This is a genomic window from Campylobacter sp. RM16190 (genome assembly GCF_012978835.1).
Taxonomy (GTDB): domain Bacteria; phylum Campylobacterota; class Campylobacteria; order Campylobacterales; family Campylobacteraceae; genus Campylobacter_A.
Map to the genome: position 1 here is coordinate 54,635 of NZ_LIWS01000003.1, position 16,578 is coordinate 71,212.

Consider the following 16,578-nt stretch of genomic DNA (forward strand, 5'->3'; position numbering starts at 1 on the left):
TTTTAGATATAGCCGATATAACAAAGTAGTATATTTATAAGGAGAAAATATGGAAATTTTCAAAGTTGCAAGTCAGCCGATAAATACGGCTCTATCAACAGGCAACACACATTCACAGCCTCAAACAAGGGAAGTTGAGCAAACACAAATTCAACCAAATATTGTCGAAAATCAAACAGAGCAAAACAATGAAGATCTAGTCAAAAAGCTAAACGAAGCCACGGAAAAACTAAATAGACAGATGGAAGCGCTGGATACAAATATACGTTTTGCTTACAATGACAAGATAAATTTTCTTTACGTTAACGTAATGGAGATGAAAACAGGCGAAATAATAAGAAAAATTCCAAGCGAGCAAGTAATGAAACTTAGTGAATATTTTAGAGAGGCAGTCGGAGTACTATTCGATAAGGAGAGCTAAGATGGGGTTTGGAAAAATTTCTTCTCTTGGGCTTGGAAGTAACGTTTTAACTCAAGATGTTATAGACAAACTAAAATCGGCAGATAGGGCGGGTATAATAAACCCTATCACACAAAATATGGAGAAAAACGTAACAAAGCAAAAAGATCTATCTGCTATTAAAACACTAATAAGTTCGTTTAAATTATCTGTTTCTGCACTTAGCGATGAGGCTATGTTCTTAAAAAGAAGTGTCAATACCAATGGTAAAAGTGCGGATCTAAGCGTAAGTTCTGGTGTTGGCTTGCAAGATATGGATATAGATGTGAAACAACTTGCGGCAAGAGATATATATCAAAGTAAAAAATTTATAAGCCCTGAATCGTTTGCGGCTAGAGAGGGCTCTTTTGTAATCAAATTTAACAATGTAGATTATAAAATAGATCTTAAGCAATCTACATCCTATGAAGAGTTGGCAGCAAAAATAACAGATGCCACTGGTGGCTATGTTCAAGCTAAAATTCTAAAAGTCGGAGGAGATAAGCCGTATCAGCTAATTTTGCAATCAAAAGATACCGGAGCTAGCAATAAGATAGAATTTTCTACCCAAGATTCAAGCGGAAACGAGCTAGATAATGCAAATTATATATTAGAAGCTCTGGGTTGGGATAGTGCAAATGTAAATAGCAACAAAATATCTACAGCGCAAGACTCCGAATTTACATATAATGGTATAACGGTAAAAAGAGATTCTAACAACATTAAAGATCTATCAATAGGCTTGCATTTGACACTAAAAGAAGTGGGAAAAACAACTTTTAGTGTCAAAGAAGATACTTCTGACATAAAAAAAGAGATAGAAAATTTAGTAAAAACATATAATAGTCTAGTGAACAATCTTGATATAGCAACTGACTACAACAGCGATACAAATAATGCAGGAACTTTTCAGGGTGTCAATGAGATAACAAGCATAAAATCTACTATAAATAGGCTTTTATTCACTACAAAAACGATAGGAGAGCAAGACAATATATCTATGCGTTCTATGCATGATTCAGGATCTTTTTCTGTAGCTATAAAATCAAAAAGCAACAACCTTAATATAACTGATTTTGGCATAACATTAACCAAAGATGGACTGCTGGAACTTAATAGCCTAAAATTAAGCTCAAAGCTATCCGAAAATTTAGACGATGCTAAAAAGCTATTCGCAAAATCTAGTATGTATAGCACTATACAAACAGCGAGCAGTAAAGCCATAAATAGCGGTGCAATAAGTGTATCAAACGATGATTTTATAATTAACGGAAACAAAATAACCTTAACCACTCCTAGTACAAATACATCAAAAGAAAACGCCTTAGCACTTTTGAAAGCTATAAACGAAGCCAGTATTGTAGGTATCCAAGCCACTTTGAATAAAGCTGAAGACAGAATCGTTTTAAAAAGCACAGACGGAACAGCTATAAATATTCAAGGCAAAGCTGATGTGCTTGAGAGCTTTGGTTTAAGCGCTATGAATTTAACGTCAAAAGAGACAAGGACTGATGGGGTATTCTCATCTTTGAATTCAAAACTAGATAATATAGTGGGTAAAAATGGAACATTGACTATATATAATCAAAATTTAATAGAAGAAAAAAAGAAGCTTGAAAAAGATAGACTAAAAGCGACACAAGATCTTGATGCCAAATACGACATGATGGCTCAAAGATTTTTAGCTTATGACAATATGATCAACAAGCTTCAAAATCAGTTTTCTACGTTGCAATCAATGATAGATGCTGAGCTGAAATCTAAAAAATAAGAATGGAAAAATAATGATGAATAGCGCAGCTTACGCAGCATACTCTCAAAACGCAGTCGGAGGCATTGAGTCTCCGCATAAACTAATAGAGATGCTATATGAAGGAATTTTAAGATTTATTTTTAGAGCTAGACAATCTATGCAAAATAAAGATGTCGAGAAAAAAGTATACTTTATAAACAGAGCAAATGCGATTTTTGTCGAGCTTTTAAATTCGCTTGACTACTCTCAAGGAAACGTTGCTCATTATCTTAGCGGAATTTACACTAGACAAATTCAGCTACTTTCACAGGCAAATATAACAAACGATGAAAAAAATCTGGATGAGGTAGTAAGTGTAGTAAAGCAACTTCTTGAGGCTTGGAAAGAAAGCAATGCCTGAGACTATATGGCTAAACGAGTTTAAAATAGCAGTCTTAAACGAAGATGAGGAGTCTATAGAAAGACTTATCCAAAACGCTCCATTGATTTTTGATAGCATAGAAGAGCTAGAAGAAGTTGCGACACTGACCAAAGACGCGGAAGAAATCATACGAAAAAGATTGGAAAAACTGAGTCTGGAACTAAAAAAATTAAAAGACGCTAGAAACTACATATGGCAGTAAATCGATTTCAATCAATTTATGGCTTATTTGCTTTTTGTCTATTTGGTGTCAAGAAATTTTTGAAATTTACTTATCAAAAATAGCGCAAATTTCAAGTTTATAAAAACTATAATAACCCCAATAATAGTAAAAGTAGCAAATTCTATCGGTGTTACCGCAATCTCGTTATAAGATTTAGCAATAATCCAAATGCTGACAGGAAGGGTTATCACACTAGTTGCTATGGCAGGAATATATCTTTTAATAATAACCGCTTGAAATATATGCACGATAAAATGAATAGCGCAGGCACTAAAGCAACCAAGCCATATCAGCCAAACAAATTTATTATCCGCCCATACAGCCAATATGCAAATTATTATGCACAAAACAAACTCTTCAAACACTCCAAAAGCAAAGGCTTCAGAACTAACGCTCCCATATCTTTTTAATACAAAAGGATAATTTTTCTCTAAAAAATTCCTATTTTTATCAAGCCAAAATCTAAGAAAAATAATCTCTTCAAAATCATGAAATACAAAAATGATCGGAAACAGCCAGACATATTCTTGCATAACTTATCCTTTGTATAATCTGCTTTGTAAACACAAGATAGTTAAATTTGTAGGATTAAATGCATAAATAAAGGCACGGCGATAAGCCGAGTTCTGTCGTGAGTGATTATTTATCTAATCCAAATTTCGCAATTTGGCTCTAGCGAAGGGTTTAACATAAGACTAAAACCATCCCTTCTTGCTGCAAGTCGGGTTTATATAGCCGCCATGCTTTCGCGTGGCGCTGGTGGGCTCTTACCCCGCCGTTTCACCATCACCGCCGAAGCGGCAGTCTGCTTTCTGTTACACTATCCCTTAGGTTTCCCTAGCCATCCGTTAGATGGGACTTTGTCTTATAGCAGCTCGGACTTTCCTCTTTTAAACCGAAATTTAAAAGCAATCACTTGCCGTGCCGATGAGATTATAGCGACTTTGCGCTTAAAATAACCGTTTCTTCATCCCGAATTAAAATCGCTTCGGAGTTATTTATCGCTTTTAGATCTATTTTCTCGCCAAAATTTGCAGTTATACTCCTGCACGCATCTTCAAACGGAAATTCGCCCAAATGAGGCAAGGTATAAAAACTCACTAAATTTAAGCCGCTAAGATCCTTTAACTCCACTAAATTTTCATCCATTAGCCCTATATACTCGATATCAGGCGATGTTATCACGGCGCCTGCCGATTCGCCGATATAAATTTTGCCGCTATTTACAAGGCTCTTTAGCTCGCTTATAACTCCTGATTTTTTAAACTCGCTTAAGAGATAAAAGGTGTTTCCGCCACATACGTAGATGAAGTCGTTTTGGCTAAATTTCTTCAAAATTTCCGTCTTGTCGCTTACCGAGATATCAAGCTCATCGACTTTCACGTCCGCATTTTTAAAGCACTCTTTTGCCTCATCTACGTAGAAATTCACCTCTTCAAATTTGCCAGCCGTTGATATGAAGCAAACACTCTTTCCCTCGCAGTCAAATTTATCCGCAAAGAGCTCAAAGACTCCTGCAAAATAAGAGCACAAAAAGATATTTTTCACGATTTTCCTTTTTGGTTGCTTTTTGATTTTTTAAAATTTTCTTGCTCTTCCTTGATCTCGCAAGGATCTTTTATGTATTCGATACTACTCTCAAGCTCGCTTTCCCACTCAAGCTTACCGTCTTTGTTTTTATCAAATTTTTCAAACTCCGCTTCGCTAAAATCTCCAAATTTAACTCTAAAATTCTCCATACTCTTTACATTTTTCCACTCGTTCATATCAAGTACGCCGTCTAAATCCATATCATTTTCATAGACGAAAGCTTCCGCAGCAGGAGGCGACTCGCAAGCCTTTGCAAATCCCAAAAAACAGGCTAGGCACCCTAAAACAATCACAAAATATCGCATATTATCTCCTTATTCGAAAATATCCTTATGCAAAATTTCTTCCAAAACCACAGTCGCATATGAGCCCTTTTGCAAAGTAAAATTTATGCCAAAATGCGCTTTTTCAGGATTGTATTTATATTGAACATTTTCAAGATAGCTCCAAGCAAAACGCCTGCTTCCGCTCATCTTAGCTTCAAATTCACTTGCCTCGCTAAAGATATCATCCTCTATCTTTTTAGCAAGCCCCTCGCTTTTATACGCCCTACTTCCCACGATAAGCCCGCAGCTGGTTCTATCTTTGAGATTAAATTTCTCAACCTCGCTTTGCAAATCCTCACACAAAAAATACTTGCCAAAAGGATAATGACCCAAAACTTCGCCACGAATTAGCTTAAAAAACTGCTTTTGACTCTTTAACTCCCTTATCTCGTCCGTACTCATAAATTTATAAATTTCAGCCAGCTCTTTTGCGCTAAATTCATCTGCAAATCGCGAAATTTCGATACGTTTACTAAGCCAGCGGTTAAAAAGATCGCTTTGATAAGCGGAGATTAAAAACTCGCTCATTTTTGGATTTTTAAGCTTTTTGCCATTTAGAGTTCCGTGCTTTAAAATTTCAAATCCACTAGCTGCATTATCGCCAAATTTGCCAAACCTCTGATAACCAAAATAGTTCGGATATCCGATCTCATCTAGCTTCTTAATAGCCTGCTCAAGCTTAAGAGCATCGGTTGCAAGGACCTTTTTAAGACGGATAAAAAAACTATTGCCCTTTAAATGACCTATTCTTAGCTTATTGTTATGAGCGTTCATGTTTAGAATTTTCATTTTATCGTGGCTAAAATTTGCCAAATTCGCCTCAAATTTACGCGGCATAGAGATAAATTGAGTAGTCATTCCCTGCTTATCCTTAAGCCCCGCATAGCCAAATTCTCTTATCTTAACGCCCGTAAAGTCGCTTAAAGCCTTTAGGGCTTCTTGTGTCGTCATATCTTTTTTGGAAATTTCAACGATAAGATGCTCGCCGTCTCCGCTAAATTCGTAAAGCGGTATTTCACGCACTACAAAATCATCCGAATTCTTGCTAAAGTAAGCATTTATAGGAGTGTGTGCGAGTGCATATAAGGGCTTAAAAGTGGTGTTGTTTTGCATGGTTTTTGTATCTTCCTTTTGTGATTTTTCCAAAAATATTTATTTTTACGCGAGCTTTTTTGGCTTCATTTTCTATCCTGCTCAGGTTTTTTGCGCTAAAGGTAAATAGCATTTCATACTCTTCCCCGCTTTTTAGCTCGTTTTTAGTGGGCTTTTTGCTAAATTTTACCCCTTTTTTGCTGGCTTTTGCGAGCCTTGCAAGATCGGTTTCAAGACCGTCGGAGATATCCATGGCTGAGCTTATAAATTTAGATGCCGAATAGAAAAATTTAGCCCTTAACTTAGGCTTTTTAAAGCGCGAATTTTTACCTATCTGAGCTCCTCTCATCAAGCTTTTTAGCCCCTTTAAACTCTCTCCAAGCTTACCGGTATAAGCTATAAGATCGCCTGTTTTTGCGCTGTTTCGATAAACCGCCTTACCTGATAAATGCGAGATAATCGTAACGCTTATAAAAATTTTATCCGAGCTTATCGTATCGCCGCCTATTATCGTTATGCCAAACTCATCGCAGGCGCGCTTAAAGCCTTTGTGCAAAAGCGAAATTTCAGCCTCGCTCATCTTTTTTGGCAAGCCAAGTCCTAAAAGAGCGTATTTAGGCACGGCATTCATCGCGATAGCATCGGATATATTTACGATCATCGCCTTATAAGCGATCTCATCGAGGCTAAGCCAACCAAGCTTGAAGTGGCTGTCCTGTGCAAACAGATCCTTGCTATAGACCCATTTGCCAACAACCGCGCCGTCATCTCCTATAAAAGAATTGCTAAATTTATCGATTATTCGCTGCTCTTTATCCATGCCACATTTTATAAAATTTGACGTTAAAATCTACTTCAAACGTTAGTTAAGCTAGAATTTTATAAACTACAAAAAAGCATTTTAAGGACTAGCATGCTTGAGGTTAAAATTTTTAGATTTAACGCCAAAAACGATGTTTTAAGATACTATAAGCCATATTTTTTCGATAGCTGCCACTTTATGGGTGTCGCCGAGCTACTTTACGAGATCAAAAAAAATGATCCTTATTTTGACTACGAAGGTTGCGAATTTGTAAAGATAAACGGCGTAGTAACGCCACTTTCCGCAAAGATGGATAGAGTTTTGGCTCGCTTTGGAGCAAATTTGACCATAGAGCCTCTTAGCACGAAAAGAGCGACTAAAGATCTGCTTATAGATGATAGCGATTTTTGGGCGAAATTTGAGCCATTTAGTAAATTTGCCTCAAAAGACGACAAAGCTTACTACGCGAGTTTAAAGCCGTATTTTTATGCGGGGTTTATGAGTGAATTTGAGCCAAATTTCATAGGTTTAAGCGCCATTATCTTTGCTAAATTTTTATGCGAAAAGTATCCTGATAAAAAAGATCAAGTTTTAGCCTTTGTAGATAACTCGAAATTTGGAGTTTGGATAGCTTGCGACTTAGAAAATTTTATCTTTGAAGGAGCAAACGAGCTTGCAAATGCCATTAGCTACGTAAAATCAAATTTAAAAGAGCCATTACGAAAACTGCTGGAGATAAAAGGCGAAAACGCGCTAACTAAATTAAACGCCAAACATGACTTTAAAGAGTTTGTTATCGCTACTTACGGAGAAATTTTGCCTGAAATCAAAACTTTAAAGGCGAAATTTATCACTCTTGAAAGCGCAAATTTACCCTGCGGGTTTGATCTGCTTGGATTAAATGACGAGTTTGCCTTTAAGCTTGCTAGTGAAATTTTATTTGAAGCTTTTGATAGCGGAGCTGATTTTTTACTGGTTAGTCACGAAAAAGCGTTTTATATGCTTGATACGCTTTATAAAAAGCTTGAGAAATTTGCAGGCAGAAAGGTAGAAAATTTCTACGTTTTACGTCAAAACGAGCTCGTGCAGATAGCAAACGGCGAAGTTCCGCAAAGCTTAAAAGATCACAAACTAAAAGTCCATCTGATATAACTTAGCCTCTTTTTTGTAATATTGTTACTGAAAAATCGTAGCGATGATAGTAGCATAAACAGAAAAAAGGATAAGCGATGGATAGACGAAATTTCTTTAAATTTAGCGCTGTTTCTGCGCTTGGAGCAACCGCTGTAGAGGCTAAAGCCTTACCTGATAAACAAATAGCCAGCATAATAGACGTAGATCTTTGCGACGGTTGTGCAAACGAGACTATGCCTCTATGCGTAAAAGCCTGTAAAATCAAAAATGAGCCTATATTTCCGGTTCCAAAAGAGCCAATCATGGACTATTGGCCTCAAACTAAGCACGAGGACTACTCAAAACAAAAGAATAATATCTCAAGGCTTACTCCATATAACTTCACATATATAGAAAAGCTCGAAGTGGACGGCAAAACGCTTCATATCCCTAGACGCTGCATGCACTGCGATCATCCTCCCTGTCAAAAGATCTGCCCATTTGGCGTTATAAGCAAAAGTGAAGAGGGTGCAGTAGATATAAATAAAGATTTTTGCGTGGGCGGCGCGAAATGTAGAGATGCTTGTCCGTGGGGAGTGCCTCAAAGACAAGCGGGAGTGGGAATATATCTAAAGGTAATGCCAAAACTTGCAGGTGGCGGTGTGATGTTTAAATGCGATATGTGCAAGGATCTGCTAGAACAGAACAAAAAACCGGCATGCGAGGTCGCCTGTCCTAAAAACGCTATAAAATTTGGAAAGCGAGATGAAATTTTCGCCATTGCAAATGAGATGAAGAAAACTCGCTTTATATACGGCATGGACGAAAATGGTGGTACATCAACCATCTATGTAAGCTCTATTGATTTTAATAAAATTGATAGGGCAATATCCAAAAAATATGAGAACAAGCCAAAAATGGGAATAATGGATATGAAAAATCATCCAAATCCTATGGAAAAATCCGAATTTTTAGCTACTGCGACTCTAGTAACTCCTCTTGCCGCAATAGGTGCCGCAAGTATAGCTGTCATCAAGAGTATAAAGGATAAAAAATGATATCAAATACCAATGAAACAAAACAAAAAATAAAAAGACAGAGCCTGCAAAACCGTATTATCCACTGGGGCATAGCTATAAGTATATTTGGACTGATAGTGACTGGAATTTTGCAAATGCCGGTTGCAAAAAGATACAATATAACCAAAATTTTTGAGTGGAGTGGGGAGTATTATTTCACACTAAGCCTACACTATGTATTCTCCATGGCGCTTATATTTTTTGCTTTTTATCACGTTATATATCATGCGATGAAGCGCGAATTTGATATATTTCCGAGAAGAGGAGATATTAAAAACAGCTTTCTTGTAATTAAAGCGATGATTACAGGCGCAGAAGAGCCGGCAAGCGATAAATATCTACCTGAACAGCGCATAGCGTATCTTGGCGGAGTGCTTATAATAGCGCTTTTGATAGTTACTGGTATGATAAAATCGTATAAAAATATACTTGGATTTGATATCTCAAACGATCTTTATATGTGGGCCGCCCTGCTTCATAATTTAGGCATGGTTTTAATAATTTTATTTATAATAGCTCATCTAATGGCTTTCGTTCCAAAAGCCAATCGCCCTCTTTTAAGTGGTATGTTTAGCGGTAAAATAGATGCGAAATACGCCAAACACAGACATAGCTTGTGGAAAGATATCAAAGACGAGTCTAATTTTTCTTAGACACTCGACTTTTGTTTTGCCAAATTCGCATACCTAATGCCAAATTTAGCAAATTCCTTTGCAAAAAATTGATTCAAATCCCTTAAGCTGTCATCATTCATCTCGATTAGCTTAAGGCGGTTTTTCTTGTAAATTTTAATCTTCTTTTTCTTGCGCTTAAGATAAGCTGGCGTTTCAAGTCCCCAAAATTCGATATAAACATCATACTTAACCAAATAAAAGTCGCTGATCACCCTTTGTCCGGCATTTGCCTTTTTCTCATAGACAAACTCAAATCCGCGATAAAAGAGCCAGTTTGCGATAACCAGCTCCGCGCGACTCTTTACCATATCGCCGCTATCGCTTTTATAGCGAGTTTGCTTGATCTTGGTTTTCTTTGAAAGCTTTATCAAAAGAGCTATCAGCACCAAAACAAGCAGCGAGATAACCGCTAAATCAAGGTCTATTTGCAAGAAATTTCTTTAAATTTACAGATGTTTTTAAGCGCCAAGATACTTTCGCCTGATCTCGTCGTTGCCTATCATATCTTTTGCAACGCCTTGCATAGCGATCTTTCCGTTTTCTAAAACATAGGCATAATCGCTTATCTTAAGTGCCGCAAAGGCGTTTTGCTCGACTAAAAGTATGGTTATACCCTCCTCTTTTAGCCTAACTATGGTATTAAAAACCTCTCCGACGATCTTAGGTGCAAGACCAAGGCTAGGCTCATCAAGCATCAGCAGTTTTGGCTCGCTCATTAGCGCGCGTGAGATGGCTAGCATCTGAGCCTCTCCACCGCTTAAAGTGCCTGCAAGCTGGCTCTTTTTATCAGCCAAACGAGGAAAGAGTCTATACATCTGAGAGCGTAGGTGTTCGTAGTTTTCGTCGTTATTAAAGGCTCCCATACGCAAATTTTCATCAACCGTTAGATTTATGAACACTCTTCTGCCCTCAGGCACAAGAGATATGCCGTGTCTAACGAGGGTGTGGGTTTTGTGCCTTCTGGTATCATAGCCTAAGAAATTTATCTCGCCTGTTTTTTTAACACTATTTAAAAGAGCGTTTAAGGTCGAGGTTTTACCCGCGCCGTTTGAACCGATAAGAGAGACGATATCGCCTGTTTTAACCTCAAAATCTATCCCTTTAACAGCTTCTATAAGTCCGTAATAAACGTGCAAATCTTTAACGCTAATCATTGAATAAAATCTCCCAAATAAGCAGACACGACCTTTTCGTTACGCACGGCGTCGCTTGGCTTACCCTCAAAAATTACCTTACCGTAATCAAGTACTAAAACGCGCTCGCAAAGGTGGTTTACAAATTTCATATCATGCTCTATAAGCAAAATACTAAGCTTGTATTTTTCCCTAAGCATAAAGATAAGCTCGGCAAGATCTTCGGTCTCTATAGGATTCATACCTGCCGCAGGCTCATCTAGCAGCAAGAGCTTTGGGTTTGTCGCCATAGCTCTTGCTATCTCGACCTTCCTTTGAACCCCGTAACTTAAACTTGTAGCAGGCTCATTCGCATAAACGCTTAAATTTAGCTCGTTAAGTATATCCATAGCTTTTTCGCGTGCGATTCGCTCCTCTTTATGAAAGCGTCCCATGTGCAAAAAGCTCTCGATAAAGCTATATTTTATATGTCCGTCAAGTCCGATTAAGACGTTTTCAAGCACGCTCATAGAGCTAAAAAGGCGGATATTTTGAAATGTCCTTGCTATGCCATGCCTAACGATAATGTTTGGCTTTTTGCCGTTTAGCGTAACGCCGTTAAATTTAACCTCTCCGCCGCTTGGTTCGTAATTGCCCGTGATGATATTAAAGATAGTCGTCTTACCCGCACCGTTTGGACCTATAAGACCAAAAATTTCACTTTCGTTTACATAAAAGCTTGTGTCGTTTATAGCGGTTACTCCGCCAAATTTCTTGCTGATATTTTTTAGCTCTAAAATCATCGCTTAAGCCTTTTGATAGCCGATCTAGCTACATCGGTTAGCTCTCTTTTGCCAAAAATTCCTTCTCTTGCAAAGAGCATGACAAGTATGAGAATAACCGAAAATACTATCATTCTAAGCCCAGGCATCGCGTCAAATGTATGACCAAACAGGCTTAGCGGCTCATCTAAAAATCTAAGCCACTCTCCGCCTCCTATCACCAAGATAGTGCCTAAAATAGCTCCAGTCATAGAGCCAAGCCCGCCAAGAACGATGATAATAAGCAGCTGGAAAGTGAGGTAAAAATCAAACTCATTAGGCACGATAGAGGCAAATGAGCACGCCCAAAGCCCTCCGCCGACACCTTCTAAAAACGCCGACGTGCTAAAAGCGGTAGTCTTAACGGCAAAGGTATTTACACCCATAGCAAGTGCCGCATCCTCGTCATCTCTTACGGCTTTCATCGCGCGACCGAATTTCGAATAAACTATATTTAGCACCATAATAACGCTAATAATAGCAATCCCGCCCGTATAATAAAGCGTAGCATGCTGAGGTATGGAGCTAAGTCCAAGCGAGCCGTTCGTGATGGACGGATAGTTGATGGCTAAAATTTTAATAATAAAACCAAAGCCAAGCGTAACGATAGCTAGATAATCTCCTCTTACGCGAAATACAGGAAAGGAAAGAACCAAAGCAAGTATAGTCGCACAAACTCCTGCAGCAAGTAGAGCTAGCAAGAAATTTGACGAGTGAAGCCAAAGGACAAATGCTGCAGGACTTTCAAGATCAAACTGATAGTTTTTAGCGTCCGCATCAAGAAGTATAAGAGCCGCTACGTAAGCTCCAACCGCCACAAAGCCATTTGGCTCAAGCGAAAACTGCCCCGTAACGCCGTTTATAAGGTTATAGCTAACCGCCAAGATAATAAAAATGGCGATATTGTTTAAAACCCTCAAAGAATAATCATCAAAAATATAATGAGATATAACTAAAAAACCCACAGCCAAAGCAAAAAATATGATATGCGTAATCTTAGGAACTCTCATCTAAAACCTACTCTTTTCAAAGTCATAGCCTAAAATTCCCGTAGGCTTAAATATAAGTATAAGAATCAAAAATATAAAAGCAAAAGCATCTTTAAAACCTGAAAATTCAGGGCTTAAAGATACTACGACAACTTCCGTAAATCCTATGATAAATCCTCCAAGCACGGCTCCGCCAACTGATCCTATGCCTCCAAGAACGGCTGCGGCAAAGGCTTTAAGACCTATCAAAACTCCCATCATAGGCTCGATGGACGGGTAGTTTAGCGACCAAAACACACCGCCGATAGCCGCAAGCATAGAACCAAGCGCAAATACTATAGCAATAATCAAATTTGCGTCTATTCCCATTAAATTTACGGTATGGATATCAAAGGCAAGGGCTCTTATCGCCATGCCGTATTTAGTGCGGTAAAGTATAAAAAGCGTAATAGCCAATAAAACAAGAGTGATGATAGGAACAAAAACCGCACTCATAGCCAAAGTAATATCTCCAAACGTTAATACCTTTTGCAGATATTGCGGTATGACAAAGGCTTTAGCCTCGCTACCAAAAATCACGTTAAATAGGTTTTCAAGTAAAAAACTAATGCCAATCGCAGTAATCAGTAGCGAAATTCTAGGCGCTTTACGAAGCGGCTTATAAGCTATCGTGTCCGTTATGATACCAAGGGCTGCGCATATGGTTACGGCAAAGACAACCGCCGCGATAAATGGCAAATTTAAAGAAACCATACCAAAAAAGCAGACATACGCACCAACCATCATGATATCGCCGTGAGCGAAATTTATAAGCCTCAAAACCCCATAAACCATAGTATAGCCTATGGCAATAAGCGCATACATACTGCCAAGGCTAAAACCGTTCACCATATTTTGTAAAAATAGTGAAAATTCCATCATCACTCCGAGTTTAAAGTATTTAAATTTTAAGGATTAACGTTTGCTTTAAACGTCGGTTTACCGCCAACTATCTCTTTCATTACGACAGAGCGGATGGCATTTCCCTTAGAGTCTATACTGATTACACCCGAAACGCCTGAAAATTCTTTAGTTTGGTGAATTTGATCGTTTACGCAAACCGAATCGCTAGGATCTGCACACTTATCCATAGCCTCAACCATTACAAAATAAGCATCAGCTCCAAGAGCCGTAAAGCCCGCTATATCTCTTGTGCCTTTATCTTTTTCATACTCGTCTAAAAATTTCTTTGAAAGCTCCGTAGGAGGGTTTGAAGCGTCAAACGAATCGCTAAAGATAAATCCGTCTACCGAATCTCCGCCAAGCTCGATAAAGGTCGGATTTGCCACACCGTCTGATCCAAGCATAGGTTTATTTAAATTTATCTGCTTGGCTTGGCGCGCTAAAAGCGACGCTTCAGGATGATACGTAGGCACATAGACGAAGTCTGGATTTTGGCTTTTTATCTGTGAAACTATCGCCTTAAAGTCCTTATCTCCGGAGCTTATTCTAAGCTTTGTTAAAACTTTGCCGCCGTTTTTGGTAAATTCAGCCTCAAACGTCTTAGCAAGCCCAAGAGAATACACCTGCGCTTGATCCACGACGATAACTGCAGTTTTATATCCTAGATCCTTTGCCGCAAATTCAGCCGCAGCCTTGCCTTGAAACGAATCCATAAAGCAAACTCTGCTACCGAATTTCACATTATCAAGAAGCTTATCCGATGTCGCAGCAGGAGCTATTACGGGAATTTTGTTTTTATCCGCTATCGCCATTACCTGCATAGTGTTAGCAGTAATTAGCTCGCCGATGATACCTACGGCTTTATTTTGTGAGATAGCCCTTGTGGTGGCGTTTGAAGTCTCAACCTTCTCGCCTCTTGTATCAAGCAAAACAACCTTGATCGTATCGCCGTTTTTTAGAGTCGGACGCATTTTATTTGCCAAGGTTACTCCCTCGTAAGCCGTCTGTCCATAAGCGGCAACAGCACCGGTTACCGGCATAACCGCAGCTATAGTTATCTCTTTTGCAAAGCCAAACGAACTGATAGCCGCCAAAGATAGCGCTAAAGTAGTTATCTTTTTCATTTTTACTCCTTAATAATTTATGTGTTACATTATATTACAATTTTAAGAGCAAATGAGTGATTTTGATACTATTATGATAATTTTAAATGCGTATTAGTTAAGAATTTACTCAATCTATATAAAAGTTATTGTTAATTAGTAACATTTTAGTAGGATATCTTATAGCAAAAAGAATTGTAAAAAATAAAAATATAAAATTTTACGCCCGAATTTAACAAATTTACTCAATCAAATTCGGGCAAGGGCGTAATCTATCCAAATATCTCAAATTTTTTAAACAGCTTCTCATCGTTTTCAACGATACCTCGCTCAATGAGGCTTCTTACAACTTCAGGAGTGCAATCAGTCTGCTTTGGCCACCCTCTTTCATAGCCGTCCTCAATCCCTTTTTGCGTGGCATCCACAAAAACCACGCTTTGTTTTATGTATATATCGCGCATAGCATCTATGTTATTAGTAACTCGCCAAACGAGCATATATGGATTTTCAAGATAGTTTTCAGCCCCTACGAAAACAACTATTTTAAAGTACTCTTTAAGCTGCATAAATTTATCAAGCGTCTCTTTTAAAGGGCATTTTTTATCATATTTGATGACGCAGATAGGAGATTTGGTGCCAGTTTTAAACTGCCTAATCTCAAGAACATCCCCATCAATCTCTTTAAACTTCTCAAGTAAAGTATCATCGGCTAAAATTTCCACCTCGCCTTCGCTAAAGTCCGCAGTCGCGTCTATGCCAAGCTTGCCTCCATAGCAAGAATTTGGGCTGGCATGGTCAAGCTGATCGCAAACTCCTTCTGTTATCAAAAGCCCTTTTACTCCAAATCTGTTTAAAACATAGTCGGTAAATTTATCATACTCGCTAGGATTTGGTGCGCTCTCATCTACAAACACCGCATGCTTGACAAAGCTCATCTGCCCAACACCCCAAAATGCATGCATAGCCTGCTTGGCATGCCCCGGATATAGCGTCTCAAGCTTTGCTAAGATAAGGTTGTGAAACACTCCATTTTCAGGCATATCATAATCAATCAGCTCAGGCACGGTAGTCTGAAGAAGCGGTAAGAAAATTCGCCCCGTAGCCCAACCCATATATTTATCCTCAAGTGGTGGCTTGCCCACAACGGTCGCATGAAAAATCGGCTCTCGCTTATGCGTAATTGCCGTAACATCCATCACGGGAAAAGGTTCAATTGGTGTATAAAAGCCCGTATGATCGCCAAAAGGACCCTCAAGCTGGGTCTTATCGGTATCAACAAATCCTTCAATAACAAAATCCGCATCATGTGGGATATAAATTTCATTTGTAAGAGATTTTACGAGTTTTGCAGGGCTTTTTCTGATAAAGCCGTAAAGAAGCAGTTCAAAAATGCCTTTTGGAAGAGGAGCCTGACCGCACCAGATATAAAGCGGATCACCGCCGATCGCTACGGATACAGGCATCTTCTTGCCGGCACGCTTATACTCGTTAAAGAAATTTGCGCCGTCTTTATGTATCTGCCAATGCATTCCAAGGCTATTTTTATCGTAAATTTGCAAGCGATACATGCCCAAATTCGCAAGCTCTCCATCAAGGCTTTGAGTATAAACTTGCCCCATCGTGATAAACGCGCCTCCATCAAGCTCCCAAGTCTTAAGCATAGGTAAGCTAAAGAGATCAACCTCATCACCCTTAAACTTAACTTGCTGGCACTCACCCTCACCGCTTAATCTTTTAGTAAAAATTTTTCTCATCCCAAAAAGATAGCTGGCAAAATTTAGCTTTTCTGAGAAATTTTTAGGCTTTTTTGGCTTTAGCAAAGCTGAAATTTCATCCGCCACCGCATCAGGCTCCACGCCAAAAATAAGCTTCGTAGCCTCAAAACTGCCAAATATATTAGTAAGCACGGGAGCAAATTTGCGTCCTGATTTTTTACAAACCGGATTTGTAAAAAGTAGTGCTTTGCTGTCATCTTTTTTCACCTCAATATAACTGGCATGCGCTATCTCAAGGTCGATATCTACTGGCTTATCGATGATTTTTAGGAGATTATGTTGTTTTAACAGATCGATGTATTTTTGCATAAATTTCCTTTTTTG

19 protein-coding genes and 1 other RNA gene are annotated in these 16,578 nt (G+C 38.5%); 7 read left to right on the forward strand and 13 right to left on the reverse strand.

Annotated elements, in window-relative coordinates; translation table 11 throughout:
- Positions 1-49: 49 nt before the first annotated feature.
- The 4 genes from flaG to CDOM16190_RS04105 are packed head-to-tail and all read left to right on the forward strand — an operon-like array spanning position 50 to position 2,815.
- Positions 50-421: a flagella length regulator FlaG gene (gene flaG, locus CDOM16190_RS04090; RefSeq protein ID WP_169973941.1), complete on the forward strand. Its 372-nt coding sequence runs from the start codon at positions 50-52 to the stop codon at positions 419-421.
- A 1-nt stretch (position 422) separates the two neighbouring features.
- A complete protein-coding gene (fliD, locus tag CDOM16190_RS04095) occupies positions 423-2,210 on the forward strand; it encodes a flagellar filament capping protein FliD (protein ID WP_170018997.1) in 1,788 nt (595 codons plus the stop codon).
- A gap of 13 nt (positions 2,211-2,223) precedes the next feature.
- The gene (gene fliS, locus CDOM16190_RS04100; protein ID WP_170018998.1) at positions 2,224-2,592 is read left to right on the forward strand and encodes a flagellar export chaperone FliS; all 369 of its coding nucleotides are present in this window, start codon (positions 2,224-2,226) and stop codon (positions 2,590-2,592) included.
- Positions 2,585-2,815: a hypothetical protein gene (locus tag CDOM16190_RS04105; RefSeq protein ID WP_170018999.1), complete on the forward strand. Its 231-nt coding sequence runs from the start codon at positions 2,585-2,587 to the stop codon at positions 2,813-2,815. Before fliS ends, CDOM16190_RS04105 begins: the two co-directional genes overlap by 8 nt.
- Before the next feature lie 38 nt (positions 2,816-2,853).
- Here the strand turns inward: CDOM16190_RS04105 and CDOM16190_RS04110 are convergent, their stop codons facing one another.
- From CDOM16190_RS04110 to CDOM16190_RS04135, 6 genes are all read right to left on the reverse strand, one after another.
- Positions 2,854-3,369, reverse strand: coding sequence for an HXXEE domain-containing protein (locus CDOM16190_RS04110; RefSeq protein ID WP_170019000.1), 516 nt, complete (start codon positions 3,367-3,369; stop codon positions 2,854-2,856).
- Between the two features lie 66 nt (positions 3,370-3,435).
- An RNA gene (gene rnpB / locus CDOM16190_RS04115) (RNase P RNA component class A) lies at positions 3,436-3,764 on the reverse strand.
- A 5-nt stretch (positions 3,765-3,769) separates the two neighbouring features.
- Positions 3,770-4,384, reverse strand: a complete 615-nt coding sequence (locus CDOM16190_RS04120; protein ID WP_170019001.1) for a Type 1 glutamine amidotransferase-like domain-containing protein — start codon at positions 4,382-4,384, stop codon at positions 3,770-3,772.
- Entirely contained in the window at positions 4,381-4,731 is a 351-nt protein-coding gene (locus CDOM16190_RS04125) for a CREC-EF hand family protein (protein WP_170019002.1), read from the reverse strand. The genes CDOM16190_RS04120 and CDOM16190_RS04125 overlap by 4 nt, the downstream gene beginning before the upstream one ends.
- A gap of 9 nt (positions 4,732-4,740) precedes the next feature.
- Positions 4,741-5,865, reverse strand: a complete 1,125-nt coding sequence (gene truD, locus CDOM16190_RS04130; RefSeq protein WP_170019003.1) for a tRNA pseudouridine(13) synthase TruD — start codon at positions 5,863-5,865, stop codon at positions 4,741-4,743.
- Complete coding sequence (locus CDOM16190_RS04135; RefSeq protein WP_170019004.1) at positions 5,843-6,664, reverse strand: thiamine-phosphate kinase; 822 nt, start codon at positions 6,662-6,664, stop codon at positions 5,843-5,845. Before CDOM16190_RS04135 ends, truD begins: the two co-directional genes overlap by 23 nt.
- A gap of 93 nt (positions 6,665-6,757) precedes the next feature.
- Here CDOM16190_RS04135 and CDOM16190_RS04140 point away from each other — a divergent pair, with 93 nt between their 5' ends.
- The 3 genes from CDOM16190_RS04140 to CDOM16190_RS04150 all read left to right on the forward strand — a co-directional run bounded on the left by CDOM16190_RS04140 (position 6,758) and on the right by CDOM16190_RS04150 (position 9,491).
- On the forward strand, positions 6,758-7,798 hold the full coding sequence (locus CDOM16190_RS04140) for an HdrB C-terminal domain-containing protein (RefSeq protein ID WP_170019005.1): 1,041 nt from the start codon (positions 6,758-6,760) through the stop codon (positions 7,796-7,798).
- A 77-nt stretch (positions 7,799-7,875) separates the two neighbouring features.
- Positions 7,876-8,817: a 4Fe-4S dicluster domain-containing protein gene (locus tag CDOM16190_RS04145; RefSeq protein WP_169973921.1), complete on the forward strand. Its 942-nt coding sequence runs from the start codon at positions 7,876-7,878 to the stop codon at positions 8,815-8,817.
- Positions 8,814-9,491, forward strand: a complete 678-nt coding sequence (locus CDOM16190_RS04150) for a formate dehydrogenase subunit gamma (protein ID WP_170019006.1) — start codon at positions 8,814-8,816, stop codon at positions 9,489-9,491. The genes CDOM16190_RS04145 and CDOM16190_RS04150 overlap by 4 nt, the downstream gene beginning before the upstream one ends.
- Here CDOM16190_RS04150 and CDOM16190_RS04155 read toward each other — a convergent pair.
- The 7 genes from CDOM16190_RS04155 to CDOM16190_RS04185 form a co-directional block, all read right to left on the reverse strand.
- Positions 9,488-9,943: a helicase IV gene (locus CDOM16190_RS04155; protein ID WP_249934111.1), complete on the reverse strand. Its 456-nt coding sequence runs from the start codon at positions 9,941-9,943 to the stop codon at positions 9,488-9,490. The two genes, CDOM16190_RS04150 and CDOM16190_RS04155, sit on opposite strands and share 4 nt — an antisense overlap.
- Before the next feature lie 27 nt (positions 9,944-9,970).
- A complete protein-coding gene (locus tag CDOM16190_RS04160; protein ID WP_170019007.1) occupies positions 9,971-10,666 on the reverse strand; it encodes an ABC transporter ATP-binding protein in 696 nt (231 codons plus the stop codon).
- Positions 10,663-11,427, reverse strand: a complete 765-nt coding sequence (locus CDOM16190_RS04165; RefSeq protein ID WP_170019008.1) for an ABC transporter ATP-binding protein — start codon at positions 11,425-11,427, stop codon at positions 10,663-10,665. Before CDOM16190_RS04165 ends, CDOM16190_RS04160 begins: the two co-directional genes overlap by 4 nt.
- Positions 11,424-12,455, reverse strand: coding sequence for a branched-chain amino acid ABC transporter permease (locus CDOM16190_RS04170; RefSeq protein ID WP_170019009.1), 1,032 nt, complete (start codon positions 12,453-12,455; stop codon positions 11,424-11,426). The genes CDOM16190_RS04165 and CDOM16190_RS04170 overlap by 4 nt, the downstream gene beginning before the upstream one ends.
- Positions 12,456-13,352 carry a branched-chain amino acid ABC transporter permease gene (locus CDOM16190_RS04175; RefSeq protein WP_170019010.1) on the reverse strand — a complete coding sequence of 299 codons (897 nt, stop codon included), beginning with the start codon at positions 13,350-13,352 and terminating at the stop codon, positions 12,456-12,458.
- A 29-nt stretch (positions 13,353-13,381) separates the two neighbouring features.
- Positions 13,382-14,500, reverse strand: coding sequence for an ABC transporter substrate-binding protein (locus CDOM16190_RS04180; RefSeq protein WP_170019011.1), 1,119 nt, complete (start codon positions 14,498-14,500; stop codon positions 13,382-13,384).
- A 251-nt stretch (positions 14,501-14,751) separates the two neighbouring features.
- Positions 14,752-16,563, reverse strand: coding sequence for a menaquinone biosynthesis decarboxylase (locus tag CDOM16190_RS04185; RefSeq protein WP_170019012.1), 1,812 nt, complete (start codon positions 16,561-16,563; stop codon positions 14,752-14,754).
- Positions 16,564-16,578 lie beyond the last annotated feature (15 nt).